General features: G+C 41.4%; 25 protein-coding genes and 1 riboswitch. Of the genes, 22 read left to right on the plus strand and 3 right to left on the minus strand.

Annotation, left to right across the window (positions count from 1 at the left end):
* Positions 1-120: 120 nt before the first annotated feature.
* Positions 121-996, plus strand: coding sequence for a hypothetical protein (locus ACPBEH_RS01250; RefSeq protein WP_424349426.1), 876 nt, complete (start codon positions 121-123; stop codon positions 994-996).
* Between the two features lie 49 nt (positions 997-1,045).
* Here ACPBEH_RS01250 and ACPBEH_RS01255 read toward each other — a convergent pair whose 3' ends face one another.
* Positions 1,046-1,222, minus strand: coding sequence for a YjzD family protein (locus ACPBEH_RS01255; RefSeq protein ID WP_011374737.1), 177 nt, complete (start codon positions 1,220-1,222; stop codon positions 1,046-1,048).
* Positions 1,223-1,344: 122 nt separating this feature from the next.
* Between ACPBEH_RS01255 and dnaE the strand changes: the two genes are divergently transcribed.
* The 12 genes from dnaE (at position 1,345) to ACPBEH_RS01315 (ending at position 14,119) form a co-directional block, all read left to right on the plus strand.
* On the plus strand, positions 1,345-4,677 hold the full coding sequence (gene dnaE, locus ACPBEH_RS01260; RefSeq protein ID WP_424349427.1) for a DNA polymerase III subunit alpha: 3,333 nt from the start codon (positions 1,345-1,347) through the stop codon (positions 4,675-4,677).
* A 132-nt stretch (positions 4,678-4,809) separates the two neighbouring features.
* Positions 4,810-5,769, plus strand: a complete 960-nt coding sequence (gene pfkA / locus ACPBEH_RS01265) for a 6-phosphofructokinase (protein WP_011374735.1) — start codon at positions 4,810-4,812, stop codon at positions 5,767-5,769.
* A gap of 82 nt (positions 5,770-5,851) precedes the next feature.
* Positions 5,852-7,612: a pyruvate kinase gene (pyk, locus tag ACPBEH_RS01270; protein ID WP_011374734.1), complete on the plus strand. Its 1,761-nt coding sequence runs from the start codon at positions 5,852-5,854 to the stop codon at positions 7,610-7,612.
* A gap of 168 nt (positions 7,613-7,780) precedes the next feature.
* A complete protein-coding gene (locus ACPBEH_RS01275; protein ID WP_041820846.1) occupies positions 7,781-8,242 on the plus strand; it encodes a DUF441 domain-containing protein in 462 nt (153 codons plus the stop codon).
* Positions 8,243-8,262: 20 nt separating this feature from the next.
* Entirely contained in the window at positions 8,263-9,174 is a 912-nt protein-coding gene (locus ACPBEH_RS01280; RefSeq protein WP_424349428.1) for a CvfB family protein, read from the plus strand.
* Between the two features lie 54 nt (positions 9,175-9,228).
* Positions 9,229-9,747 (plus strand): Fur family transcriptional regulator, encoded by a 519-nt coding sequence (locus tag ACPBEH_RS01285; protein ID WP_011374731.1) that lies wholly within the window; start codon positions 9,229-9,231, stop codon positions 9,745-9,747.
* An 11-nt stretch (positions 9,748-9,758) separates the two neighbouring features.
* The gene (xerD, locus tag ACPBEH_RS01290; RefSeq protein WP_424349429.1) at positions 9,759-10,643 is read left to right on the plus strand and encodes a site-specific tyrosine recombinase XerD; all 885 of its coding nucleotides are present in this window, start codon (positions 9,759-9,761) and stop codon (positions 10,641-10,643) included.
* 73 nt (positions 10,644-10,716) lie between these two features.
* Positions 10,717-11,085, plus strand: coding sequence for a hypothetical protein (locus tag ACPBEH_RS01295; protein WP_011374729.1), 369 nt, complete (start codon positions 10,717-10,719; stop codon positions 11,083-11,085).
* An 8-nt stretch (positions 11,086-11,093) separates the two neighbouring features.
* Positions 11,094-11,849: a segregation and condensation protein A gene (locus ACPBEH_RS01300; protein ID WP_424349430.1), complete on the plus strand. Its 756-nt coding sequence runs from the start codon at positions 11,094-11,096 to the stop codon at positions 11,847-11,849.
* Positions 11,833-12,456: an SMC-Scp complex subunit ScpB gene (scpB, locus tag ACPBEH_RS01305; protein ID WP_424349431.1), complete on the plus strand. Its 624-nt coding sequence runs from the start codon at positions 11,833-11,835 to the stop codon at positions 12,454-12,456. The genes ACPBEH_RS01300 and scpB overlap by 17 nt, the downstream gene beginning before the upstream one ends.
* Positions 12,457-12,458: 2 nt before the next feature.
* Entirely contained in the window at positions 12,459-13,229 is a 771-nt protein-coding gene (locus ACPBEH_RS01310; RefSeq protein ID WP_011374726.1) for a pseudouridine synthase, read from the plus strand.
* A 55-nt stretch (positions 13,230-13,284) separates the two neighbouring features.
* Positions 13,285-13,420, plus strand: a riboswitch (FMN riboswitch).
* Between the two features lie 123 nt (positions 13,421-13,543).
* Positions 13,544-14,119 (plus strand): ECF transporter S component, encoded by a 576-nt coding sequence (locus ACPBEH_RS01315; RefSeq protein WP_056946643.1) that lies wholly within the window; start codon positions 13,544-13,546, stop codon positions 14,117-14,119.
* 77 nt (positions 14,120-14,196) lie between these two features.
* On the opposite strand, the gene ACPBEH_RS01320 is transcribed toward ACPBEH_RS01315, so the two are convergent.
* Complete coding sequence (locus tag ACPBEH_RS01320) at positions 14,197-14,427, minus strand: ferredoxin (protein WP_011374724.1); 231 nt, start codon at positions 14,425-14,427, stop codon at positions 14,197-14,199.
* 36 nt (positions 14,428-14,463) lie between these two features.
* Here ACPBEH_RS01320 and ACPBEH_RS01325 point away from each other — a divergent pair, with 36 nt between their 5' ends.
* The 8 genes from ACPBEH_RS01325 to ACPBEH_RS01360 all read left to right on the plus strand — a co-directional run bounded on the left by ACPBEH_RS01325 (position 14,464) and on the right by ACPBEH_RS01360 (position 23,124).
* The gene (locus tag ACPBEH_RS01325; RefSeq protein ID WP_424349432.1) at positions 14,464-15,492 is read left to right on the plus strand and encodes a helix-turn-helix domain-containing protein; all 1,029 of its coding nucleotides are present in this window, start codon (positions 14,464-14,466) and stop codon (positions 15,490-15,492) included.
* Complete coding sequence (locus ACPBEH_RS01330) at positions 15,489-16,934, plus strand: RecQ family ATP-dependent DNA helicase (protein ID WP_424349433.1); 1,446 nt, start codon at positions 15,489-15,491, stop codon at positions 16,932-16,934. Before ACPBEH_RS01325 ends, ACPBEH_RS01330 begins: the two co-directional genes overlap by 4 nt.
* A 68-nt stretch (positions 16,935-17,002) precedes the next feature.
* Complete coding sequence (locus tag ACPBEH_RS01335) at positions 17,003-17,704, plus strand: LysM peptidoglycan-binding domain-containing protein (protein WP_424349434.1); 702 nt, start codon at positions 17,003-17,005, stop codon at positions 17,702-17,704.
* 66 nt (positions 17,705-17,770) lie between these two features.
* Complete coding sequence (cmk, locus tag ACPBEH_RS01340; RefSeq protein ID WP_424349435.1) at positions 17,771-18,430, plus strand: (d)CMP kinase; 660 nt, start codon at positions 17,771-17,773, stop codon at positions 18,428-18,430.
* A gap of 94 nt (positions 18,431-18,524) precedes the next feature.
* Positions 18,525-19,736: a 30S ribosomal protein S1 gene (rpsA, locus tag ACPBEH_RS01345; protein ID WP_424349436.1), complete on the plus strand. Its 1,212-nt coding sequence runs from the start codon at positions 18,525-18,527 to the stop codon at positions 19,734-19,736.
* Between the two features lie 233 nt (positions 19,737-19,969).
* Positions 19,970-21,280, plus strand: coding sequence for a ribosome biogenesis GTPase Der (gene der / locus ACPBEH_RS01350; protein WP_016265173.1), 1,311 nt, complete (start codon positions 19,970-19,972; stop codon positions 21,278-21,280).
* Positions 21,281-21,486: 206 nt separating this feature from the next.
* Positions 21,487-21,762, plus strand: a complete 276-nt coding sequence (locus tag ACPBEH_RS01355; RefSeq protein ID WP_011374717.1) for an HU family DNA-binding protein — start codon at positions 21,487-21,489, stop codon at positions 21,760-21,762.
* 93 nt (positions 21,763-21,855) lie between these two features.
* The gene (locus tag ACPBEH_RS01360; RefSeq protein WP_375222409.1) at positions 21,856-23,124 is read left to right on the plus strand and encodes a tetratricopeptide repeat protein; all 1,269 of its coding nucleotides are present in this window, start codon (positions 21,856-21,858) and stop codon (positions 23,122-23,124) included.
* Positions 23,125-23,184: 60 nt separating this feature from the next.
* On the opposite strand, the gene ACPBEH_RS01365 is transcribed toward ACPBEH_RS01360, so the two are convergent.
* On the minus strand, positions 23,185-23,724 hold the full coding sequence (locus tag ACPBEH_RS01365) for a PadR family transcriptional regulator (RefSeq protein WP_424349437.1): 540 nt from the start codon (positions 23,722-23,724) through the stop codon (positions 23,185-23,187).
* A gap of 153 nt (positions 23,725-23,877) precedes the next feature.
* On the opposite strand from ACPBEH_RS01365, the gene ACPBEH_RS01370 reads away from it, so the two are divergent.
* Positions 23,878-25,080 (plus strand): MFS transporter, encoded by a 1,203-nt coding sequence (locus tag ACPBEH_RS01370; RefSeq protein WP_424349438.1) that lies wholly within the window; start codon positions 23,878-23,880, stop codon positions 25,078-25,080.
* The last annotated feature ends 6 nt before the right edge of the window (positions 25,081-25,086 follow it).

Raw genomic sequence — 25,086 nt, forward strand, 5'->3', positions numbered from 1 at the left:
GTGGCCTTTTTGTATGGTGAAAATATTTGTGACACCTCGTCGTTTTAACTTGAAATGTTGTTCTAAAAGGGTTACGCTAAAAGCTCATTAACGATAATTTCTATGAAAAGGTGACGAAAAATGAAAAAAACAGTAGTTGGATTAGTCGTGAGTTTGGGATTAGCTAGTTTACTAGCGGGCTGTGGCCAAGCAAAGTTAACGACTTCTAAAACAAATTACCATCAAAATGGGATGGTCGCAGTTGTCAAAGGTACCACTAATAAAAAGGCGCACTTAAGCTATCAAATTGACCAAGGCGCAACGCATAAAACAAGCGTTAGAGAAGGCACATACGTTGTTCAAGTACCAACAACAACCAAACAACAAACGGTCACATTAAAGGCTAAAGCGGGCTCAAAGACGATTGAAAAGAAAGTTACAGTGGCAGCAGGCAACGCTGTTGGTCAATACCAAGCGATTGCCGATAAGTATAATCAAGCTGTCATTGGTATGGCGTTATCAAAGGCAGATCAAGCCAAAGCGCAAAGTTTACAAAAACAAGCGGCAGCAGCTAAAGCCGGTCAATTGGCACCAGCCCAACTAATGGCACTCCAACAAACGCAAAAAGATGTTCAAGCAGCTATGCAACAAGCTAAAACGGCTAAGAAGGCGCAATTATTACCAGCAAAACCAGCTGATGGTGTTCATCAATTGGTGAAAACTGATAACGTTGTGATCCGAGGGGCAATTGCTGATCAAGATGTGATGGGACTTACTTTAATCGCACCAATCAAAGCACTTAAGGATAAGGCGGCTTTAAAGGAATTCGGAACGAGTTTTGCGTTACTCGCACAATCAACTGGTGCGGATTCTAAGAAAGTCATGTCTGAATTCAGTAAGTTTACGAAGAAAAATAAGAAGAGCAACCAAACGACAATGAAGACCATTACTTCAAATGGCGTTAAGTTTAATACCGGCTTTTCTGCAAGTCATTTATACATCTACATTACAAAATAAAGCAAAAAAAGGACGACCCAACGAAAATGTTGAGTCGTCCTTTTTTGTCTTATGCTGCTGGGTCTTTAGGTAAAACAAGGGGTACTAGGTTGAGTAAAATCCCAAAGATGACTGAGACAGTCAACGTTGCTTGAACATTAAAGTCCAATTTAACTAACTTAGAACCGATGAAGCCGACAACGAATCCGAAGATTAGCGTCCAAAAAAGCGTCATAACGTATTTCATGATTGACCTTCTTTCTTTCATGCAATTCTATGATATTGTAACACGTTTTACAACGAGATTCATTTGAAATAATTTGTTATACTGGAATTATTAGAATCTGTCATCAGAAAGAAGGGGCGTTCTTGGCATTTGTGCAACTCCAGGTTAAGAGTACCTATACGCTCTTAGAAAGTACCACTAAAATTACGGATTTAGTAACAGCCGCCAAAGCGCGTGGCTATCAGAGTTTAGCGTTAACGGATAAGAACGTTGTCTATGGGTTAGTTGATTTTTATAAGGCTGCCAAAGCAGCTGATATTAAGCCGCTATTGGGGATCACAATTGAAGTTGGCGGACTTATACAGACTGACGAACGGTTTCCGTTGATTTTACTGGCCAAAAATTTAACGGGTTATCAAAATATTTTAAAAATTTCAACGAAAATTATGACGCAATCAGAATTAGTCCCATTTGAGGCGGTTCAATCACTATTGCAGCAATTAGTGGTTATCACACCAAGTCAAGATGGCGAGTTAGTGCGCCTGTTATTGCAAAATGATGCAACGGCAGCACAGACCTATATTGAGCGATTAAAGGCGGTTGTCGATGCAGATAGTCTTTATCTAGGGATTAGTGCTAAACAAGCCGCTAGCCGACAGCGAGTGCCTCTGGGACAATTAAGCCAGCAAACGGCAGTACCGCTAGTTGCTTTAGGGGACGTGCGGTATTTAGAACCGGAAGATGCATTTGCGGTTCAAGTCCTGCAACATATTAAAGCGGGTACGCAGGTTAATCTCCAAACACCGCAAGCGCCAGGTGGCTACTTTTTAGAAGATGTGCAGCAGGCAACGGCCGCCTTTGAAGCGTTACAACTGGCAGAAGCCGTCGCTAATACGCAAAAAATTGCGGCTCAATGTCAGGTGGATTTATCGTTCAAACGGGCCCAGCTCCCCCAATTTGAGACACCAGCGGGGCAATCAGCCGCCACTTATTTAAAGCAACAGAGTCAAGCGGGCTTGCAAGCGCGTTTTAAGACACAGCCTATTCCAGAAACTTACCAGACACGATTAGACTACGAGTTACAGGTCATCAACGAGATGGGTTTTGCCGATTATTTTCTCATTGTCGCCGATGTGATGCAATACGCCCACCAACAAAATATTATGACAGGTCCAGGGCGTGGGTCGGCTGCCGGTGCGCTAGTGGCATATGCGCTACGGATTACAGATGTTGATCCGATTCGGTATCAATTACTGTTTGAACGGTTCTTAAATCCTAACCGGGCCAATATGCCGGATATTGATTTGGATATCCCGGATAACCGTCGGGATGAAGTGTTAGATTACGTTTATCAAAAGTACGGGCAAAATCACATGGCCCAAATCATTACGTTTGGGACCTTGGCCGCTAAGATGGCATTAAAGGATGTTGGTCGGGTCTTTGGCCTTAGTCAATTTGAAATGAGTGCTTGGTCTAAGGCGATTCCAAACGTTTTAAAAATTACGCTCCAAGAAGCTTACGATCAGTCGCAAGCTTTGAAGAACCTCGTAGCAGATTCTCAACAAAATCGCTTACTATTTGAAACGGCGCAGCGAATTGAAGGCTTACCACGCCATTATTCAACCCATGCGGCGGGAATTGTGTTGAGCCAAGCGCCATTAACGGAAACCGTTGCGCTGCAAAGCGGTGGCGATGAAATTGAGTTAACCCAACTACCAATGGGCAATGTTGAAGAACTAGGATTGTTGAAGATTGACTTCTTGGGTCTAAGAAACTTAGGGATTTTAGCGAATATTGTTAAATTAGTCAGCCAACAAACAGGTCAGCCTTTTAATCCGCAAAATATTCCGTTAGATGACCCAGCAACGCTAGCGTTATTTCAACAAGGCGATACAAACGGCATCTTTCAGTTCGAATCAACAGGGATTAAAAATGTTTTACGGCGCTTGAAGCCGACTTCTTTTGAAGATATTGTCGCAACCGATGCGTTGTATCGACCGGGGCCAATGGAAAATATTGATACCTTCATCGATCGTAAAAGTGGCAAAGTGCCGGTGACCTATCCGGATGATTCGTTAGCTGAAATTTTGCAACCAACTTATGGCATCTTGGTGTATCAAGAACAAGTCATGCAGGCGGCTTCTAAGATGGGCGGTTTTACCTTAGGGGAAGCCGATATCTTACGGCGGGCAATGAGTAAGAAGAAAAAAGCGGTGATTGATGCGAGTCGAACGAAGTTTATCGAAGGCGCACTGGCTTTAGGGCATACCGAGCAAGCCGCGACAACGGTCTACGACTATATCGAACAGTTTGCCAACTATGGTTTTAACCGGTCGCACGCGGTCGCTTACAGTAAAATTGCCTTTTGGTTGGCTTATTTAAAAGTTCATCAACCAGAAGCCTTTTTCGCAGCGGTTTTAAATGCCGTCTTAAATCAAGGAACAAAAACTAAAACGTATTTAGCGGAAGCAAAGAAGCGACAATTATCAGTCTTACCACCCGATATTAATCTCAGTCAGCGTTATTTTAAGGTGACAGATGCCGGGATTATTTTTGGGTTATACAGTATCAAGGGTTTACGACGGGATTTTGTAGCGGCAATTTTGGATGAGCGCCAAACGGGTGGTCCGTTCAAATCTGTGTTACAGTTTCTACAACGACTAGACGCGAAGTATCTCAAAAAAGAGGCGCTAGTGGCGTTGATTTACAGTGGGGCCTTTGATCAATTTAATCCCAATCGCAACGCACTTTTGATGAATCTCGATGATTTATTGGATAGTGTTAAGTTAGCTGGCGATAATATGTCGTTATTCGAAATTCTAGCACCCAAAGAAAAAACGGTGTCTAATTTGACGTTAACGGAGCGCTTGGACAAAGAAGCGGAGTACCTGGGGGCTTATCTTTCAGGGCATCCGGTAGAAAAGTATGAACGTGTCCGTCGGTACTATCACGTGCCGGAAGTTAGTGACTTAGCACCCAATCAAAATGTCCGACTAGTCTTATTTGTCCGCCGAATTAAGGTGATTCGAACGAAAAAAGGCGAGCAAATGGCTTTTGTGACGGGACAAGATGCCACCGGCGAGATTAGTGTTACGCTGTTTGCATCGGTTTATCGGCAAGTAGCAGATTGGCTGACCAAAGAACAAGTGATTTTAGTCACAGGAAAGACGGAACAACGCCAAGAGTTGCAACTTATCGGTAATCAGATTATGTTAGCGGAACAAGCGCAAAAAGGGTTGCCTAAGGCCACGCTTTATTTACGACTATCTGCGGATTTAACGCGTGAACAGCAACAAAAAATGTACCAACTACTCGAAAAAAGTCGAGGGCCAATCCCGGTAATTCTCTATAATTCAGCAACGAAGAAGTCAATTCTTTTGAACGAACGCTATTGGATTGCGAACGATGAAAAATTAACGACGGCGCTTACAACCTTACTGGGGCCTACAAACGTTATTTTAAAGGGCTTTAGTTAGTTTAGTTTTGAAAATAAGTTTGTTAAAAACTTCTGAAAAGACAAGACTTCTTTTCAGAAAAGTGATAATATATTAGTGACTTTGAAAGACCAAATCGGTTTTTTAAGTAAAATATTTGCCTGGGGTGAAAAGATGAAACGCATAGGTATTTTGACAAGTGGTGGGGATGCACCTGGTATGAACGCTGCCGTCCGTGCCGTTGCAAGAAAAGCAATGCATGAAGGCCTTGAAGTCTATGGTATCAATTATGGTTACGCTGGCTTAGTTGCTGGTGATATCTTCAAGATGGATCCAATTACGGTTGGAGACAAGATTCAACGTGGTGGTACATTCTTATACTCAGCACGTTATCCAGAATTTGCACAAGTCGAAGGACAATTGAAGGGTATTGAACAACTCAACAAGTTCGGTATCGAAGCTTTAGTTGTTATCGGTGGTGACGGTTCTTATCACGGTGCTCTTCGTTTGACTGAACATGGTTATAACGCAATTGGTCTTCCAGGAACAATTGATAACGATATTCCATTTACAGATCAAACAATTGGCTTTGATACAGCTGTTAACACAGTTCTTGAATCAATTGACCGTATCCGCGATACGGCTGCAAGTCATGAAAGAACTTTCGTTGTGGAAGTAATGGGCCGTGGCGCTGGCGACATCGCTTTATGGGCTGGTGTAGCCGGTGGCGCACAAGATATTATTATTCCAGAACGTGATTTCGACGTTAAGGCCGTTGCTGAAAAGTTACGTGCTTCACGCGAACATGGCCAAAAACATGCTATTATTGTTTTGGCTGAAGGCGTTATGCATGCCGATGAATTCTCAGAAAAACTTTCTGAATACGGCGATTTCCACTTACGTTCAACTGTTTTAGGACACGTTGTTCGTGGTGGTTCACCAACAGCTAGTGATCGTGTATTAGCTAGCCGCTTAGGCTCAAAAGCAGTTGAATTATTGCTTGAAGGTAAAGGCGGGGTTGCACTTGGGATTGAAAAGAATGAAATTATCGCACATGATATGTTAGACTTATTCAACCACAAGCATCACGCAATGTTAGATCTTTATGATTTAAATGAAGATTTAGCTTACTAGTATTTTATAGTTCTACCCAAAATTCGTTAAAATGACTGTAAAGTCTTTTAAAAAAACAGACATAAAAGGAGAGATTCCACTTATGAAGAAAACCAAAATCGTAAGTACACTTGGACCCGCAAGTAACAGTGTTGAAATCATCACAAAATTAATTGAAGCAGGTGCTAACGTATTCCGCTTTAACTTCTCTCATGGTGATCATGAAGAACATTTAAGCCGTATGAATATGGTTCGCGAAGCTGAAAAAGCTACGGGCAAAACTGTTGGTATCATGTTAGATACTAAGGGTGCTGAAATCCGGACAACTGTTCAACAAGGTAAGAAATTTGAATTACACACTGGTGAAGTGGTACGTATTTCAATGGACGATACTCTTGAAGGAACACCTGAAAAAATTGCCGTTACTTACCCAGGTCTATACGACGATACTCACGTTGGTGGCCACGTTTTAATCGATGATGGTTTAGTGGATCTTAAGATTATTGAAAAAGACGAAGCAAACAAAGAACTTGTTACTGAAGTTCAAAACGATGGTATGGTTGGCTCACGTAAAGGTGTTAACGCACCTGGTGTTTCAATCAACTTACCTGGTATCACAGAAAAAGATGCTAGTGACATCCGTTTTGGTTTAGACAACGATATCAACTTTATCGCTGCAAGTTTTGTTCGTAAACCTCAAGATGTTTTAGATATCCGTGAATTATTAGAAGAAAAACACATGGAACATGTTCAAATCTTCCCTAAGATTGAATCACAAGAAGGTATCGACAACATTGACGATATCATGAAAGTTTCAGACGGTTTAATGATTGCTCGTGGTGACATGGGTGTTGAAATTCCATTTGAAAACGTTCCTTTCGTACAAAAGAACTTGATCAAGAAATGTAATGCTATTGGCAAACCAGTTATCACAGCTACACAAATGTTGGACTCAATGCAAGAAAACCCACGTCCTACACGTGCTGAAGTTAATGACGTTGCTAACGCTGTTATTGATGGTACTGACGCAACAATGCTTTCAGGTGAAAGTGCTAACGGTGACTACCCAGTAGAAGCTGTTGCAACAATGGCCCGCATTGATGAAAGAACAGAAAAATCATTAACAGACCGCGATGCATATGCATTGAAAGCATACAGCAAGACTAACTTGACAGAATCAATTGGCCAAGCTGTTGCACATACTGCACGTAACTTAGGTATCAAGACAATCGTTGCTGCTACAGAATCAGGTTCTACAGCACGTATGATTTCTAAATACCGTCCACAAGCTGATATCTTGGCTGTTACATTTGACGAACGTACACGTCGTGGTTTAACAGTTAACTATGGTGTATACCCAGTTATGGCTAAGAAACCTGCTAATACAGATGATATGTTCAACTTGGCTACACAAACAGCTCAAGAACATGGTTTTGCTAAAGAAGGCGACCTAATCTTGATTACTGCTGGTGTTCCTGTTGGCGAACGTGGCACAACAAACGTTATGAAGATCCAATTAATTGGTTCAAAATTAACACAAGGCCAAGGTGTTGGCGATGAAACAATCGTTGGCAAGGCTGTTGTTGCTTCAAACGCTAAAGAAGCAGCTGAAAAAGCTGTTGATGGTGGTATCTTAGTTGTTAAAGCAACTGACAAAGATTACTTACCAGCAATCGAAAAATCAAGTGCTATCGTTGTTGAAAACGGTGGTTTAACATCACACGCTGCTGTTGTTGGTATCGCTATGGGTATCCCAGTTGTTGTTGGTGCTAAAGACGCAACAGAAGCTATCAAAGATGGCGAAGTTGTTACTGTTGATTCACGTCGTGGTATTGTTTACCGCGGTGCAACAAACGCTCTTTAATCATACGCTGATTAAGAAAGAAAACACCCTCAAATTTTGAGGGTGTTTTTTTGTGCGCAAGTCGCTTTTTGCTTTGAAAATTTTGTTTTCTGAAATTACTTTTATGAAAATACTGACAAGCCGCCTAATTATCGGTACAATGATAGGGAGACTTTATTGGAGGTTCACATGGAAAGTTGGTTATTTTTAGCAGCGATTTTAATCGTTGCCTTATTAGCAAAAAATCAATCTTTAATCATTGCCACCGCAGTTGTTTTAGTCTTAAAAGCATTGCCAATTTCTGAAAAAGTATTGCCGGTTATCCAGGCTAAAGGGATTAATTGGGGCGTGACGGTCATTTCTGTGGCCATCTTAGTACCAATTGCGACTGGTCAAATCGGTTTTAAAGAATTAATCAGTGCTTTTAAGACACCGGCAGGTTTTATTGCCGTTGGGTGTGGCGTGTTAGTCGCTGTTTTGTCGGCAAAGGGTGTTGGCTTGTTAGCCGCTAGTCCCGAAATGACAGTGGCGCTTGTATTTGGGACAATTATGGGAGTCGTTTTCCTTAAGGGGATTGCGGCTGGACCAGTGATTGCTGCAGGTATCACCTACACCATTTTAACAATTTTCAATTTAGTACCAATCCATTAAGAAGAATAAAGAGGTTAACTATGAACGAATTAATCGGACAAGTGATTACAGCACTTGTAACAGATGAAAATGAAGAAGCGTACTTCGCCCAAAAAGACGGCGTAACGTTTGAATTAAAGAAAGACCATTTAGAAGAAGAATTAGCAATCGGGGCAACAGTTACCGGTTTTGCATATGAAAATTCAAGCCGGGAATTAGTTTTATCAACGATTATTCCTAAATCACGTGTCGGTCACTTTGCTTTTGGTGAAGTCGTTGAAACACGTCGTGATCTCGGTGTTTTTGTTAATATCGGCTTACCTGATAAGGATATTGTGGTTTCGCTTGATGTGTTACCAACTATCATGAAATTATGGCCTAAGGTTGGCGATCGCTTGATGATTGCCATCGAAGTTGATCAAAAAGGTCGGATGTGGGGCCAATTAGCCGACGAAAATATCTTTAGAGCTATTTCTAAGGGTGCTAAACAAGAAATGAAGAACCAAGATATTGAAGGGACCGTTTATCGTTTGAAGATGGCAGGGACTTTCTTATTAACAGATGATTTCTACATTGGCTTTATTCACCCCTCAGAACGTGAAGCAGAACCACGTCTTGGCCAACGGGTTAAAGGCCGGGTCATCGGTGTGCGTCCAGAAGGTAGTTTAAATGTTAGTTTAAAACCTAGAGCCTATGAAGAAATCGGTGATGATGCCGAAATGATTATGGCCGTCTTAAAACGGCAACCAGGCTACGCAATGCCATATACTGATCGTAGTAATCCAGAATTGATTAAGAGTTATTTTGGGATTAGTAAGGGCAGTTTCAAGCGTGCTTTAGGCCGGTTAATGAAGAATGGTTTCATCGTGCAAGAAGAAGGCGAAACAATTTTAACGGCTAAGGGCCAAAAAGATATCGAACCAATTGTTGATAACGATCAAGACCAAGATTAATTTAAATTAATGACAGTAATGCCGTGATTTATTTAAAAAAGGAAGTCTCTATTGATGAGTAAGGCTGAGCAGTTAGAACAAATCAGAAAACAATTGCAAGAAGCGGGTTATAAATTGACTGCCCAACGAGAAGCAACCGTTGCGGTCATTTTAGAATGCTCACAGGCGCATTTAAGTGCCGAGCAAATCTTTATCAAGACTAAAGCCGAAGTGCCAGAGATTGGCTTAGCGACGGTTTACCGAACACTAGAGATGTTAACTGAGTTACACGTTCTGAATAAGATTAGCTTTGTGGAAGATGGCGTGACGCATTATGATTTATGCGAAGAAAATGCCAGTCAGCATTTCCACCATCATTTGTTATGCTTACAATGTGGGGCCATCGAAGAAATTCATGAAGACTTATTGGTAAGCGTCGAACAGACGGTTGCTGAGCGGTTCTCATTTGCCGTCTTAGATCACCGCTTAACCCTTCAGGGAATTTGTGCCAATTGTCAAGCCGCCAATTCGGCTAATGGGCTACCGGCCAATCAGCTAGATCCAAGTAAGCAAGTGGATATTAGCCAATTGTAGGAGGGGTTTGTTTGGATGATCTAATTCAAGATTATTTACATTATCTGAAGATTGAACGCGGCCTTTCTGAAAATACGCGTCAGAGTTATCGGCAAGATTTGAAACAGTATCAGCAGTTTTTAGTGTCGCAAAAATTGACGTCTTTTACAGAAGACCGATTTATTGTTTTGGGTTTCTTACAGGCCCAAACGACGGCCCAAAAGGCGCAAAGCAGTATCACGCGTAGTATTTCGACATTGCGTAAATTCTATCAATATTTAGCGCGTGAGGGACGTATTCAAAAAGACCCGATGCTGCAGATTGATTCCCCGAAGCAAGGCCGGCATCTGCCGGCTGTTTTATCATCAGAAGAGATTGAACGTTTGTTAAAGACACCGGACACGAGTACACCATTAGGTCTTCGTGACCGGGCAATCCTTGAAGTCTTGTATGCGACTGGTTTGCGGGTTAGTGAACTGGTTCATCTGAAATTGACGGATTTGCATTTATCTCTGGGGTTAATTCAGACCCTAGGTAAGGGAGATAAGGAGCGGATTATTCCGATCGGCGATGTTGCGGTGGACTGGATTAATCAATATCTAGAACGTAGCCGCAATCGGTTAATCAAGGGCAAGGATTCACCTTATTTGTTCGTCAATTTTCACGGAAACGGGTTAACAAGACAAGGCATTTGGAAGAATTTAAAAGCCATTGTCCAGGCCGCAGGAATTGATAAAGATGTGACACCACATACATTGCGGCATTCTTTTGCGACTGTTTTGCTTGAAAATGGTGCTGACTTGCGAATTGTGCAGGAGTTATTGGGCCATTCTGATATTTCAACCACCCAAATTTATACGCATATCAGTAAGAAACATCTCACGGAAGTTTATCAGAGAAGTCATCCGCGTGATTAGGTTGATTTGTCGTGTTTTCTAATTTATGGTAGAGTATTGCTAACAGAACTTTGTTTGATCATTGGAGGTCAACATGTTATTTAAGTACAAGAATGATTATGAAAAAATTGCGATGGGCTTTTTATCGTTTATTCCAGATTTAAAAGAAGTAAGTCATGTACAGTCAGAACTTGCTTTTTACAATCAAGACGATCAACACGTCTTATACCTTTGGCAAAATGATGAGGGCGACTTCGCCGGCGTCGTAGGGGTCGAGATTGGCACTGATTTTATTTTGGTGCGTCATATGTCACTAAGTCCCGCTGAAAGAACTGATACTAATCTATTCCGGATCTTGAATGAACTGGCAGCACTTTATCCTGATAACCGTGTCATGGGATCATTGGATACAGCGCCTTTAATTGCTAAATGGGAGCAACAGCAGACTAAAGAAATGGATTAATGTAACGCATGACTGAACAATTAACGTTAATTTTGACGGATTTTGAAGGACCATTAGATCTATTATTACATTTGATTAATCAGACTAAAATTGATATTTATGATATTCCAATTGCTGAAATCACCACGCAATATCTAGACTACTTGCACCAGATGCAAGAATTGAAGTTAGATATTGCGGGTGATTATTTAGTAATGGCGGCGACCTTGATGAAAATCAAGAGTAAGTTGCTCTTACCAGCACCACCGGCAATGGCTGAAACCTTAGAGGAAGACTATGTTGATCCTCGTCAGGAATTGGTGGACCAATTATTGGCATACCAAGCTTTTCAAAAAATTGCGACGGTCTTACAAGAACGAGAATCAGAAAGACAATTATTATTTGCGAAACCGGCAAGCGCCAATCCTGCCGAAAAAGTGGTGCCACTGGCGCGTGGTGTGATTAAGCCCCGTGATCTAGCGGCGGCTGTGTCTAAAATGTTGGTTGAAGCAACTGTTCAACAGACCGATTTTAAGACGGTTCAAAATGATGAAATTACGATTGCTGAAAAGATGGATTGGATTATCGATCGCTTAAAGACACGAGCAACAACGACTTTTGAACAGTTGGTTATCAACCGTTTTGATCGTGAAGAAATTGTAACGACCTTTTTGGCCGTCTTAGAATTGATGAAAGAACGGCTGATTAATTGTGACCAAGCAGGTTATGATGAACAGATATTAGTGACATTGAAAGAAGGTATTGCAGATGAACCATCTCGCTGAAATTGAAAGTTTACTCTATGTTGCCGGCGATGAAGGCATTACGTTGCAACACATCGCGCGACTCATTATGTTAGACGAGGCTGCAGTACGACAGTTACTAACGAAATTAGCAAAACGTTATCAGGAAGATGAACAATCTGGTCTTAACCTGATTCAAGCGGCTGATTGCTATAAATTAGTGACTAAGAAGGCTTACGCGGGTTTATTGAAGGCCTATTTTGATGGTCCCGTTTCGACGAGTATTAGCCAAGCAGCACTTGAAGTATTGGCGATCATCGTTTATCGGCAACCACTCACTCGAATTGAAATTGACGAAGTACGTGGTGTACAAAGTAGTGGTGCGATTCAAACGCTACTTGCCAGACAATTAATCGTTGAAAAGGGGCGTAAAGATGCACCTGGTCGGCCGATTTTATATGGGACGAGCGATTATTTATTAGATTACTTTGGCCTAGGTTCGTTAAAAGAATTACCAGAACTAGAACAAATGACATTAACGGACGATACGGCAGAATCGGATAATGATTCTGCGGATTTATACTATCGTCAGTTTGAACAGACATTAAATGAAACGGGACCAGAGACGGCCCCTAAAGGAGAACAATAACTATGGAACGACTACAAAAAGTCATCGCAAATGCGGGGGTTGCCTCACGACGGAAGGCTGAAACGCTAATTGCGACTGGTCACGTTACTTTAAACGGTAAAGTGGTTAAAGAAATGGGGATTAAGGTTGATAGCACTTCTGCTCATATCGAAGTGGATGGTGTGCCATTAACACGTGAAAAAAAGGTTTATTATGCCCTTTATAAACCGCGCCAAGTGATTTCAGCTGTCACGGATGATAAAAAGCGCCGCGTGGTCACAGAATACCTTGAAGATATTCAAGAACGCGTTTACCCAATTGGACGTCTTGATTACGATACATCAGGTTTATTACTATTAACCAATGACGGTGACTTCGCCAACATGATGATGCATCCAAAATACAAGGTTGATAAGACCTATGTTGCGAAAGTATCAGGTTTACCAACTGCAGAAATGCTCCGTCAATTACGGAAGGGGATTATGCTTGAAAAACGTAAGACGGCCCCTGCTAAAGTGAAAATCATTTCAACGGATCGTCGCAAGAATACGGCTATTTTAAGTATTACGATTCATGAAGGGATGAATCATCAAGTTAAGAATATGTTAGCTGCTGTTGGCTTACCCGTTTCTAAGTTAAAACGGGAAACATACGGCTTCTTAACGTTAGATGGTTTAGTTTCTGGCGAATACCGTGCTTTGAAACCAATCGAAGTTGCAGAATTCAAAAAGATCGCTGAATTAAATGAAAAACCAAAGCATAAAAACAGACCAAAATTGTCACGACATGACTAATTAGTTGCTTTTCGCACATTGGTTTGCTATGCTTATTGCGTAATAAAATATTATGGTTCGTCTTCAGGGGCAGGGTGTAATTCCCGACCGGCGGTAAAAGTCCGCGACCTGCTGCAATGTTGATTCTTGTGGTGGCTGAACTGGTGTGATCCCAGTACCGATAGTGAAAGTCTAGATGGAAGAAGATAGGGCTTATTTGAGTATGAACGTATTCAACTAAGGTCTGTTAATCACCCTGATTAGCAGGCCTTTTTAGGTACAATCGACTCAGCGGGTCCGCTGACGAAGGCAACCTCATACGGAGGGTGTTTGCAATGCGTGTTTCAAAAGTACGGACAATGGTGGGGGTCGCGATGTTAGGGGCAATCTCATTTATTGTCATGTTTTTCGAGTTTCCCATTATTTTGGCTTTTCCATTTCTGAAGATAGATTTCAGTGATGTGATTGTCTTGTTAGGAACCTTTATCTACGGACCAATCGGCGGAATCGGAGTCGCGGTAATTCGTTCGTTACTCCATTTCATCATGACTGGTGCTAGCTTACCTAGTTTAGTTGGCGATTTTGCCGGTGTGATGGCATCGATTTTTTATCTATTGCCATTTTATTATCTCTTTAACCGCCAAAAGAGTGTGCTGTGGGGGCAAGTGATTGCCGGAACAGTCAGTTCGATCAGTATGACAATCGTGATGTGCTTAGCCAACTGGTTATTCATCTTACCGATGTATATTAAACTATTGAACTTTAATTTGGGGATGTCGATGACTAAATACGTCTTTATCGGACTAGTACCTTTTAATTTGATTAAGGGTGCGTTGGTCACAGTCGTCTTTGCAGTTTTATATCTCAGAATTCTACCATGGTTAAAACAACATATGAAAACAGCAATCTAAATATAAAAGCCTACCGCAAAATAGCGGTAGGCTTTTATTAGTTTAGCGACAAAACGTGTATTATTTGTCTGAATATGCTACGATGAAAATGGCTCCTCTTGACGGACGATTGCGCGGGTCGGACAAGCGGTATAAGCGGCTTTAAAAGCGATTAGATCATGCGGATTTTCGATGGGAGTTTGGCCGGCATTATTGTCCGGTTTAAAAAAAGCAACCCCTTCGTGATCGTAGTCGAAGAGTTCAGGCGCCTTTAACTGGCATAACCCGCACGCAATACAGCGTTCTGGGATAACTTTACTATAGAGCATTATTTTCACACTTTCTAGATTAGAGGAATTATTAAGATGTTAACAGACTATTTACTCTGTTTATTTGCGACGGCACCCCGCCGCTACCAAGCCATTTATTATACATTGGTCGGTAAGCGTACCACATCCAACCTGTATGCTGGTTTAGCGTATGGTTTATTAAAGTGGCTTCAGATTTATCCTAATCTAGAATTAGCCCAATTTCAAGCTGAATTAACACAACTACAAGAAAAAGGTTGGTTAATGGTTGAAGATCGGCAAGCTTGGTTGACACCGACTGGTGCGGCTCAAAAGGCTACATTGATGACGACTTTGGAGTGGCCAACGCATTATTATGGCCCAGAAATGGGTCATTTACAGCAGTTTCAAAGCCGCTTGTTTTTGGCGATTCAAATTATGTCGGAATATAGTCACCATAACACACACTATTTTCCAATTGAAACTAGCATGCGTGATCGTGTGCAAGTTGTCAGTTGGTTTAAACAGCATAAACAAGATTCAGAGATGGTCACTCAGTTTAAACAAGAATTACAACAGATCTTAACGCAGTTAACACCTGTTCAGGCTGATTTATTAGCGAATCGCCTAGTTGGCCATCAAATAATTGGGCAGAGTCAACAGCAATTGGCGCAAAAACTAACCTTAGAACCACTGACCGTAACGATTCGGCTGTTAGATGCGCAAGCCCATTTTTTTGCCATCCTCAGCCAGCACACAACCGACTATCCGTTATTAGCGGGTTTATTGTCACCATTGGATTCAACCTTGAGTTTAAGCACGGCACAAACCTGGACACTGCTGCAACAAGGACAGTCCATTGAAATGATTAGCCAAAAACGCCGGGTTAAGTTAGGCACGATTAGGGAACATATTTTAGAAACGGCAATCCTGCAGCCGCAGTTTCCGTTTGAGCGGTTTATTAGTTCAGATTTAGAGACCGCTTTGGCGGCTTTGATGACTGAGATGCCGGATTTAACGTTTAACGTTGCTCACGAGCAATTACCGACACTGGATTTTTTCAGTTATCGGTTATATCAAATTAAAACGAAGGTGGTGGCCGCATGACTTCTGAACAACTCATTTATGACCAGTTAGCGAAGCACTTTGGTTATTCAACCTTTAAACCGGGTCAGTTAGCGGTTATTCAGTCAGTGCTTGCTGGACAGGAGACATTAGCCGTTTTACCAACCGGGACTGGAAAGTCGCTATGTTATCAATTACCGGCCTATATCTTAGGGCATACGACGGTGATTGTCTCGCCACTAATCGCATTGATGCAAGATCAGGTTGCTCAATTGAATTACCAAGGGGAAAAACGAGCTGTCGCGATTAACTCCAACTTAGTGCCCCAGCAAAAACATCAGTTGTTGACGCATTTAGCGGATTACCGCTTTATCTTCATGGCGCCAGAGACCATCAGTCAACCCGAAGTGATTCAGGCGCTCCAACGCTGCCAAATTGATTTGTTTGTGGTTGATGAGGCCCATTGTATTTCACAATGGGGGATCGACTTCAGACCGGACTATTTAGTTTTAGCAGCCATTAAGGCTCAATTACAGCCAACCGCAACACTGGCTTTGACGGCGACCGCCAATGACCGTGTACGCCAAGATATTTTGGATAAATTGGCGTTAAAAAACGCGGCCCAAATCATGACCTCTGTTGATCGCCCCAATATCTATTTAGGTGTGAGCCAACAACCCGATGAACAAGCGAAAAATCAATTTCTAGCAAGCTTAGTGCAAAAAAGCCAAGGTCCCGGGATTATTTATTTTTCAAGTCGGCAAAAGACGATGGAGATTGCAGCCTTTTTACAGCAAGAGACTGATCTGAAAATTGCGTATTACCACGCGGCGTTATCAACCCAGGAGCGGTATTTGATTCAACAACAATTTATGCAAGGACAACTTGATTTGATTTGTACAACCAACGCTTTTGGGATGGGGATTAATAAGGCGGATATTCGCTATGTGATTCATTATCACCTGCCACAAAACATCGAAAGTTACTTGCAAGAAATCGGACGGGCAGGTCGAGACGGGCAACCAGCCTATGCTTTAGTCCTAACAACTCCGCAAGATTTATATTTACAACAATCACTCGTTTCATTTGGAATTCCGGAACCAGGCCTCATTCGGCGCTATTATCAGGAACCGCAATTATTTAAGCAAAGTCAGGGCAATGAATTTGAACTACTGCGTCGCTACCAACAATTGGGGATGACCGAAGAAGAGGTCATTAAGTTATTGGATAATCGTCAAACCGAAAAGCAGTTTTCACTACAAACGATGCTGGATTATTTGACCCTCAAGGGCTGCCGACGGCAATTTATTGTGAACTATTTTGACCAGGCACCAAAGACGATTGAACACAGCGAAACGTGTTGCGGGGAACAGGATTCGACCGACTTTTTAGCCCAATTAAACTTAGAACAGGCTATTAATTATAAAACCGCTGAAACCGTTGTTCTGACTGGTTGGACGGGAATCTTGGACCAATTATTTTAGATAAATTTAAAGTTTTTTAGAAAAGTCTGTGGTACAATATCAAAGAATACCAATAGGGAGGGCCGTCAATGCTCAAAGATGATAAGAAAAAACAAGATAATCCGACGGAAGAAAAACCCTGGGAAAGCCAGTTCGACGATGATCGGGATGACAAAGGAAATTTATCCCGCGTCGCTGCCAAGAGTAAGGAAAAAGGAAATACATATTTTGCTATTATTCTAGCTGTATTATTAGTTTTAATGATCGCATTTCCAATTATTGCTTACACCGTTCATTCTAGTCGTGCGAACCGCCCCGGTTTAGAAGATTCTAAGATTGTCGTCAAAACCGCTGATAGCGAGAAGAGTAAGAGTAAATCAACTGCTAAGAAAGCTAAAGAAGCCAGTGAAAGCCAAGAAGCAGCTGAAAGTAAAGCAGCCAGTGAAAGTAAGGCGAAGGCTGATAGTGAAGCAGCTAGTGCCAAGTCAGCTAGCGAAAGTGCTAAAGCGCAAGAAGCTAGTGAACAAGCCGCTAGTCAACAACAAGCTGCCGCTGATAGTGCTAGTCAACAAGCTGCCTCAGAATCTGCTGCCAGTTCAAGTCAAAGTCAAGATGAAGCGTCAAGCAGTTCATCTGAAACAGCGGGTGGTACTTATACCCTTAAACAAGGCGAAGGTCTTTACCGTGCTGCTGCCAATAACGGCATGTCACTGAGTGAATTATTAGCATTGAATCCAGGATTAACAGCTAATTCAAGTGTTGCACCAGGAACTGCACTCAAGGTTAAATAATAATGCTAGACAGAAGGCCTGGGGATTCTCCCAGCCTTTTTTAATGATTTTTTTAGGAGGATTTACATGCAAATTGCAATTGATGGACCAGCATCGTCTGGTAAGAGTACCGTGGCTAAGATTGTTGCCACTAAATTAGGATTCGTTTATGTTGATACGGGTGCAATGTACCGTTCAGCAACCGTCTTGGCACAACAATTAGGTCTCGATTATGGTGATGAAGCCGGTTTGATGACTGAATTGGCTAAAGCTGATATTCAATTCCAACCAGATGAAGCGGGTCAAAAAGTCTTCTTAAATGGCTTAGACATTACGCTAGCGATTCGGACACCAGAAATTACGAATAACGTTTCACAAGTTTCAGCGTTACCAGCAGTTCGAACAGAAATGGTTGATCGTCAACGCCAAATTGCCGAACAAGGACAAGTTGTCATGGATGGTCGCGATATTGGGACGACTGTTTTACCAGATGCAAAAGTTAAGATTTTTATGGTGGCTAGTGCAAAAGAACGTGCTAAACGGCGCTATGCTGAAAATACAGCTAAAGGGATTATGACCCCATTAGCAACGTTACAAGCAGAAATCGAATTACGTGATCAAAAAGATAGTACACGAGCAGTTTCACCGCTTAGAAAAGCTGACGATGCAATCGAAATTGACACGACAAAACTCTCAATTGATGAAGTTGTTGCTGAAATTTTAACGATTGCGAAACAAAATATGTAATTTTATGGGTTAATCAGATAAAAAAACTGGTAATCCATTGCCATATCAACTAAAATAAAAGATGTATAGATAGTCGTTAAGGAGGATTTTAGCTATGAATGATGCTAATTTGAATGACACCCAAAGCAGTGAAACAATGGCAGCTGCTTTAGATAGTGTCCATGAAGTCAAAATTGGGGACGTTGTTAAGGGTGAAGTTTTAGTAATTGAAGACCGACAAGTCATTGTTGGTATTGAAGGAACTGGCGTTGAAGGCGTTGTTCCTCAAAAAGAATTATCAAGTCAACCAATTGAAACATTAACGGACGCTGTTAAAGTTGGTGATCAATTTGATTTAGTTGTTATTGCGACAATCGGTAACGACAAGGAAAATGGTAGCTATTTATTATCTAAGCGCCGTTTAGAAGCCCGTAAAGTTTGGGCAGAAATCGAACAAAAATTTGAAAACAAAGAAACAATTAAAGCAACTGTTCTAAACGTTGTCAAAGGCGGCTTAGTCGTTGATGCTGGCGTGCGTGGCTTTATTCCCGCTTCAATGCTTTCAGATCGTTTCGTTCGTGATCTTAATAGCTTCAAGGGTCAAGAATTAGAATTACAAATCATTGAAATTGAACCAAGTGAAAATCGCTTAATCTTATCACGCAAAGCTTTAGTTGAACAAGAACGTCAAGCACAACTTAAAGGCGTTTTTGAAAAACTATTGCCTGGTGATATTGTTGAAGGCGAAGTTGCACGTTTAACTAACTTCGGTGCCTTTGTTGACTTAGGTGGCGTTGATGGTTTAGTTCACGTTTCAGAAATCTCATACGATCACATTAACCAACCTTCAGATGTATTAGAAGTTGGTCAAAAAGTGAAAGTTAAGATTCTTAGCTTAGACCAAGAAAAAGGCCGGATTTCATTATCAATCAAAGATACACAACCTGGTCCTTGGGATGACATCGCTGAAAAAGCACCTGTCGGCAGCACATTAGAAGGAACTGTTAAACGCTTAACTACTTTTGGTGCGTTTGTTGAAGTCTTCCCTGGTGTTGAAGGTCTTGTGCACATTTCACAAATCTCACATCAACATATTGCAACACCAAACGATGTTTTAGAAGAAGGACAAACTGTTCAAGTGAAAGTCTTGTCAGTTGATCCTGAACAACAACGTTTAGGTTTATCAATCAAAGCTTTACAAGAAAAACCAGCAGGTGCTAAGGATTCTGAACAAGAAGACGTTGCACCATCAGATTACGAAATGCCAGAAGAAGAAACTGGCTTTAGTATCGGTGATATGCTTGGTAAAGCATTAGACGAAAAATAGTTTGTAAAATCGTATTGAATGCTTAATAGGCTTAAGGTAGGGTCTGGGACGAAACTAGTTTTTTGTCCCAGACCCTTTCCTGATAGTCGCTAAATAGACTAATCGCGGGACAAGGGGTCGCTTTGCTTAAAGCACTTTTTGTCCTTGTGTTATTTTGCGGACTTTTTTCGCAAGAACGTGCTTGTCGTCAATTGATGGACAAGGTAAACTGAACAATGAAGGGAATGAATACAATGTCAAAACCAGTTATCGCAATTGTTGGCCGTCCTAACGTCGGTAAATCAACAATTTTTAACCGGATCGCAGGCGAACGGATCTCAATCGTTGAAGATACGCCAGGTGTTACACGTGACCGGATTTATACAGCAAGTGAATGGTTAGGTCATGAATTCAGTCTAATCGATACCGGTGGGATTGAAATTAGTGATGCACCATTTATGGAACAAATTAAACAACAAGCAGAAATCGCAATTGATGAAGCAGACGTTATTATCTTCTTAGTGAGTGCCAGAGAAGGTGTGACAGATGCCGATGAACGTGTTGCACAAATTCTTTATCGCGCTGATAAACCAATCCTATTAGGGGTTAATAAAGCCGATAATCCAGAACAACGTCAAGATATCTTTGATTTCTACAGCTTAGGCTTTGGTGATCCAATTCCCGTTTCTGGTGCGCATGGCCAAGGGGTCGGTGATTTATTAGACGCCGCTGTTGCTAAATTTCCAACGGATCTTGAAGAAGAAGACGATGATAGTATTAAATTTAGTTTAATCGGTCGTCCCAACGTTGGTAAATCATCATTAGTAAACGCGATGTTAAAAGAAGATCGGGTGATTGTTTCTCAAATTGAAGGGACAACGCGCGATGCCATCGATACGAAGTTCATGGCGGAAAATAATCAAGAATTTACAATGATTGATACTGCTGGGATTCGTAAACGTGGTAAGGTCTACGAAAATACTGAAAAGTACGCTGTTATGCGTGCTTTACGTGCGATTGACCGTTCAGACGTCGTATTAGTCGTCTTGAATGCTGAAGAAGGTATTCGGGAACAAGATAAGAAAGTTGCTGGCTACGCACATGAAGCCGGTCGTGGGATTATCATCGTCGTTAATAAGTGGGATACGCTTGAAAAAGATAACCACACGATGAAGGAATTCGAAGACCATATTCGGAATCAATTCCAATACTTAGACTACGCACCAATCATCTTTGTTTCAGCTAAGACGGGTGTTCGTCTTCAAAACTTACCAGCAATGATCGAATTAGTCAGTGAAAACCAAAACAGACGAATTCAATCAGCCTTATTAAATGACGTCTTGATGGAAGCCACAACGGTCACACCAACGCCAGCGATTAACGGGAAACGTTTGAGAATTTATTACATGACACAAGTGGCGGTTCAACCACCGACATTTGTTGTCTTCGTTAATGACATTAATCTATTACATTTCTCATACCAACGTTTCTTGAAGAATCAACTACGCAAAACGTTTGACTTTACTGGTACACCAATTCATTTGATCCCTCGTCAACGGAAATAAACAAATTTCGAAGTTGATAAGCTAATATGATTAACTAAATTGGAAAGAAAGCCCTTTTTTTAGCGAAAATCCTTGCTATCACTAGGTTTGTGTGATAAATTTAAAAATGAAATGGTGATCAACTCATTGTTTCGTCATTTTTGACCACTCAAAAATGGTTTCGGTATTTATTACTGATTATCTGTGATGAGCAGGAGGTGAAAAACATGGCAAACAAAGCACAATTGATCGAAAACGTTGCATCAAAGACTGGTTTAACTAAGAAAGATGCAACTGCTGCAGTAGACGCAGTATTTGGTTCAATCCAAGACACTTTGAAACAAGGTGACAAAGTTCAACTAATCGGCTTTGGTACATTCGAAGTACGTGAACGTGCAGCTCGTAAGGGCCGTAACCCACAAACTGGTGCAGAAATCAAGATTCCTGCAAGCAAAGTACCTGCATTCAAGCCAGGTAAAGCTTTAAAGGATTCTGTTAAATAAGAATTCATGAGAGGGCTGGGATTTTCCCAGTCCTTTTTGATTGGCTAAAAGTCATTTTATGGTAGAATAGATAAATCGAAAAAGGGTGGTTAAATGACGAATTCAGAACAAATGCTATCAGCATTAGAAGATAACGATTTAAAACAAGCCGATGAGCTTTTCCAAAAGGCTTTAAAAGAAGACGATCCAGAAACGTTGTACAGTTTGGCCGAAGAACTCTACGCAATGGGCTTCTTGGAACAAGCGTCGACAATCTATCAACAATTATTAGCGCAATTCCCAGATGAAGATCAAATTCGGACGACGTTGGCTGATATTGCGGTCAGCAACGGCCAATACGACGACGCACTCAATTTATTAACGGATATTACGCCGGAATCTAATGCGTACGCAGAAAGCCTGTTAACGGCAGCTGACGTGTACCAGACGATGGGCTTGCCAGAAGTCAGTGAACAGAAACTATTGACGGCACTGCGCCTTTATCCCGACGAACCAGTGATGCAGTTTGCGCTTGCCGAATTGTACTTTGAAATGGGTGAATACGGTAAGGCGGCTAACTATTACGAAGCCTTAATTGACCAAGATGTGATGGAATTGGGTCAAGTTAATATTCAAAAGCGCTTGGCAACAAGTTATGCCAGCAGCGGTGCTTTTGAAGAAGCACTTCAAATCTACGAAACAATGACCGTCGAATTCTTAACGGAAGACGATCAGTTCCAAATGGGCTTTTTATACCTACAAATCAAGGATTATCAAAAAGCAATTGAAATTCTCACGAAGCTCCAATTAGCTGATCCACAATACACATCGCTCTACGTTTACCTAGCGACAGCCCAAGAGGCTCAAAATGAGCTTCAAGAAGCGCTCACGACCGTTCAAACTGGAATTGGCTATGATATGTATAGTGAGGTCCTCTATCAAAAGGGGAGCGATTTAGCCCTCCAATTAGGTGACGACCAAGTGGCCGAACAAATGTTGAACAAGGCCTTAGAAATTAACCCGGATAATATGGGTGAAATCAGTGCCTTGAGTCAAGTTTATCGCCGACAAAACCGCCATGCAGAAAACGTGGCCTTTGTGCAAGAAGCAATTGCCAATCATAAACCAACGGCTGAACTTTATTGGTCATTGGCACAATCACAATTTGCGATTGAAGCATTCGACGATGCACGTGAGAATTATTTGCTCGCTTATCCGGAATTAAAGGATAATCCAGAATTCTTACACGACTTAATCTTATTCTTCCAAGAAATGGCGCAAGTCCCAGAGTTATTAGCGGCTTTGAAACAATACTTGCAATTAGTGCCCAATGATCTTGATATGCAGACTCTTTATGACGATTATCAAACATTAGATAATTAAAAAAGCGTTAAGACCAACGATATAGTGGTCTTAATGCTTTTTTGGTGTAACGATTATTACTTAGAGATCGGTTAAATATTGTTGACTAAGTGTTTCCTGTGCCCAATCGCACCATTCTAATTCGGTGGCACAGACCATTAAGCGCCGTTTCAAGATGAGGTAGCGGCCTAAATTTTTCTGTTTTTCAATGGGGTCCGTAATAGCGTCGTATTCTTGCATCTTATGTTGATATTGTTTTTGTGTTTTTTGGTAATGGTGACGGCGATCTTGGAGTAAAGAGGTTGCCTGTTCTTGGTTGAATAAAGCAATGACATACACTTTAGCTAAAAATTCGTCACGTTGAGTAGGGACATTGGTTTCTTCTTGGAACCAGTCAGCAACCACGAGTTGTCCCTCAGGCGTTAAGTGATAAATTTTTTTTTGCTTGTGAATGGCATCGGTTTCGACTGATACGTAGCCTTGTTCATGAAGTTTATTCAAAGCTGTATAAATTTGGCTATGGTGTGCTTCCCAAAATAAATTAATATACTGCTTTAACTCATAACCACTGCAAGGTTTACGAACTAACATACATAATAAAATATAGCTGAGTGTACTCATCTTGTTTCACCCTTTAATCGATTAATTATTGCTCAGTATAACATACTTTCCTTTCACAAACATGTCATTAATTCATGTCAAAAATTAGTGTCAAAATTGACACGTTTTAAAATCTAGTGTACTTTATATAAAGAGAAAGAGAGTGATATGTTAATGGAGAATCAAAATAAAGGGCTGCGATCAGCGTATGCCTTGGCTTTTACGTGTATGGTCGCTTTTATGGGGATTGGCTTAGTTGATCCAATTTTAAAAACCATCGCGGTTAAATTGAATGCAACACCAGCGCAAACGACGCTATTATTTACGAGTTATATGTTGGTGACAGGGATTATTATGTTATTTACTGGTTTCATTTCGACTAGAATTGGTGCCAAAAGAACAATTAGTATCGGTTTAATCATTATTGTATTATTTGCCGCTTTAGCAGGTCGTTCACAGACAATCTCACAATTAATTTCGTTGCGGGCCGGTTGGGGCTTTGGGAACGCATTGTTCTTATCGACAGCGTTAACGGCAATTGTTAGTGTGATGCCCGAAAAAACGGAACAAGCCATTATGTTATACGAAGGTTCAATGGGAATCGGAATGGCAGTTGGTCCGTTAGTCGGTGGGGCGCTGGGGAGTTTTTCTTGGCGTTTTCCGTTTTATGGCGTAGCAATCTTAATGTTTATCGCTGCGATGACGATTGTATTTTTATTAGAACCGATTGCCAAACCCGTTAAAAAAGCGCGCTTTTTTGCCGGCGCGGTTGCCTTAAAAAATCATCGCCTCCGCTCAATCGGAATTATTGCATTGTTGTATAACTTTGGCTTCTTTACAATTTTAGCGTACGCACCCTTTTTATTAGTTGGGCTCACTGAAATGCAAGTCGGGTTTGTTTTCTTTGGCTGGGGAATCTTACTCGCCATTGCGTCCGTTTTTGTGGCACCTCGCTTGGAACAAAAGACGAATACGTTAATGACATTGTTGATTGGGTTGGGCTTTTTCCTCGTTTGCTTAGTAGTGATCGGGATTAATGCTGATCAACCGGTCCTAGTGGCCTTTGGCGTGATCATCGCCGGCTTCTTCCAAGGCTTAGTCAATACGCTCTTAACAACGGTTGCAATGGAAAATAAGACGATTGAACGTAGTGTCGCATCGTCTGCCTACAGTTTTATTCGGTTTACTGGTGGGGCCATTGCGCCTTTTGTCGCTGGTAAAATTGCTGAAAAATGGTCAGCTCACTGGACATTTTACTTCGCAGGTTTGATGATTCTAATTGGGATTTTATTCGTTCTTCGCAATCAACAGTATTTCATAACGGCGGAGGAAGAAGAAAAAGAAATTGAAATAATCGACGGTAAAGAATTACTATAAATTGAA

It is taken from the genome of Latilactobacillus parasakei (genome assembly GCF_049674265.1).
In the GTDB taxonomy this organism is placed as follows: domain Bacteria; phylum Bacillota; class Bacilli; order Lactobacillales; family Lactobacillaceae; genus Latilactobacillus; species Latilactobacillus sakei.

Excerpts from the sequence above, each read along its gene's own strand:
- rpsA (WP_424349436.1), top strand. The coding sequence starts at position 18,525 with ATGAATGATGCTAATTTGAATGACACCCAAAGCAGTGAAACAATGGCA.
- ACPBEH_RS01370 (WP_424349438.1), top strand. The coding sequence starts at position 23,878 with ATGGAGAATCAAAATAAAGGGCTGCGATCAGCGTATGCCTTGGCTTTT.
- ACPBEH_RS01295 (WP_011374729.1), top strand. The coding sequence starts at position 10,717 with ATGTTATTTAAGTACAAGAATGATTATGAAAAAATTGCGATGGGCTTT.
- scpB (WP_424349431.1), top strand. The coding sequence starts at position 11,833 with ATGAACCATCTCGCTGAAATTGAAAGTTTACTCTATGTTGCCGGCGAT.
- ACPBEH_RS01315 (WP_056946643.1), top strand. The coding sequence starts at position 13,544 with ATGCGTGTTTCAAAAGTACGGACAATGGTGGGGGTCGCGATGTTAGGG.
- ACPBEH_RS01250 (WP_424349426.1), top strand. The coding sequence starts at position 121 with ATGAAAAAAACAGTAGTTGGATTAGTCGTGAGTTTGGGATTAGCTAGT.
- ACPBEH_RS01255 (WP_011374737.1), bottom strand. The coding sequence starts at position 1,222 with ATGAAATACGTTATGACGCTTTTTTGGACGCTAATCTTCGGATTCGTT.
- ACPBEH_RS01325 (WP_424349432.1), top strand. The coding sequence starts at position 14,464 with ATGTTAACAGACTATTTACTCTGTTTATTTGCGACGGCACCCCGCCGC.
- ACPBEH_RS01330 (WP_424349433.1), top strand. The coding sequence starts at position 15,489 with ATGACTTCTGAACAACTCATTTATGACCAGTTAGCGAAGCACTTTGGT.
- ACPBEH_RS01275 (WP_041820846.1), top strand. The coding sequence starts at position 7,781 with ATGGAAAGTTGGTTATTTTTAGCAGCGATTTTAATCGTTGCCTTATTA.
- ACPBEH_RS01335 (WP_424349434.1), top strand. The coding sequence starts at position 17,003 with ATGCTCAAAGATGATAAGAAAAAACAAGATAATCCGACGGAAGAAAAA.
- ACPBEH_RS01310 (WP_011374726.1), top strand. The coding sequence starts at position 12,459 with ATGGAACGACTACAAAAAGTCATCGCAAATGCGGGGGTTGCCTCACGA.
- pyk (WP_011374734.1), top strand. The coding sequence starts at position 5,852 with ATGAAGAAAACCAAAATCGTAAGTACACTTGGACCCGCAAGTAACAGT.
- ACPBEH_RS01280 (WP_424349428.1), top strand. The coding sequence starts at position 8,263 with ATGAACGAATTAATCGGACAAGTGATTACAGCACTTGTAACAGATGAA.
- ACPBEH_RS01320 (WP_011374724.1), bottom strand. The coding sequence starts at position 14,427 with ATGCTCTATAGTAAAGTTATCCCAGAACGCTGTATTGCGTGCGGGTTA.
- ACPBEH_RS01300 (WP_424349430.1), top strand. The coding sequence starts at position 11,094 with ATGACTGAACAATTAACGTTAATTTTGACGGATTTTGAAGGACCATTA.
- pfkA (WP_011374735.1), top strand. The coding sequence starts at position 4,810 with ATGAAACGCATAGGTATTTTGACAAGTGGTGGGGATGCACCTGGTATG.
- cmk (WP_424349435.1), top strand. The coding sequence starts at position 17,771 with ATGCAAATTGCAATTGATGGACCAGCATCGTCTGGTAAGAGTACCGTG.
- ACPBEH_RS01355 (WP_011374717.1), top strand. The coding sequence starts at position 21,487 with ATGGCAAACAAAGCACAATTGATCGAAAACGTTGCATCAAAGACTGGT.
- der (WP_016265173.1), top strand. The coding sequence starts at position 19,970 with ATGTCAAAACCAGTTATCGCAATTGTTGGCCGTCCTAACGTCGGTAAA.
- ACPBEH_RS01360 (WP_375222409.1), top strand. The coding sequence starts at position 21,856 with ATGACGAATTCAGAACAAATGCTATCAGCATTAGAAGATAACGATTTA.
- ACPBEH_RS01365 (WP_424349437.1), bottom strand. The coding sequence starts at position 23,724 with ATGAGTACACTCAGCTATATTTTATTATGTATGTTAGTTCGTAAACCT.
- ACPBEH_RS01285 (WP_011374731.1), top strand. The coding sequence starts at position 9,229 with ATGAGTAAGGCTGAGCAGTTAGAACAAATCAGAAAACAATTGCAAGAA.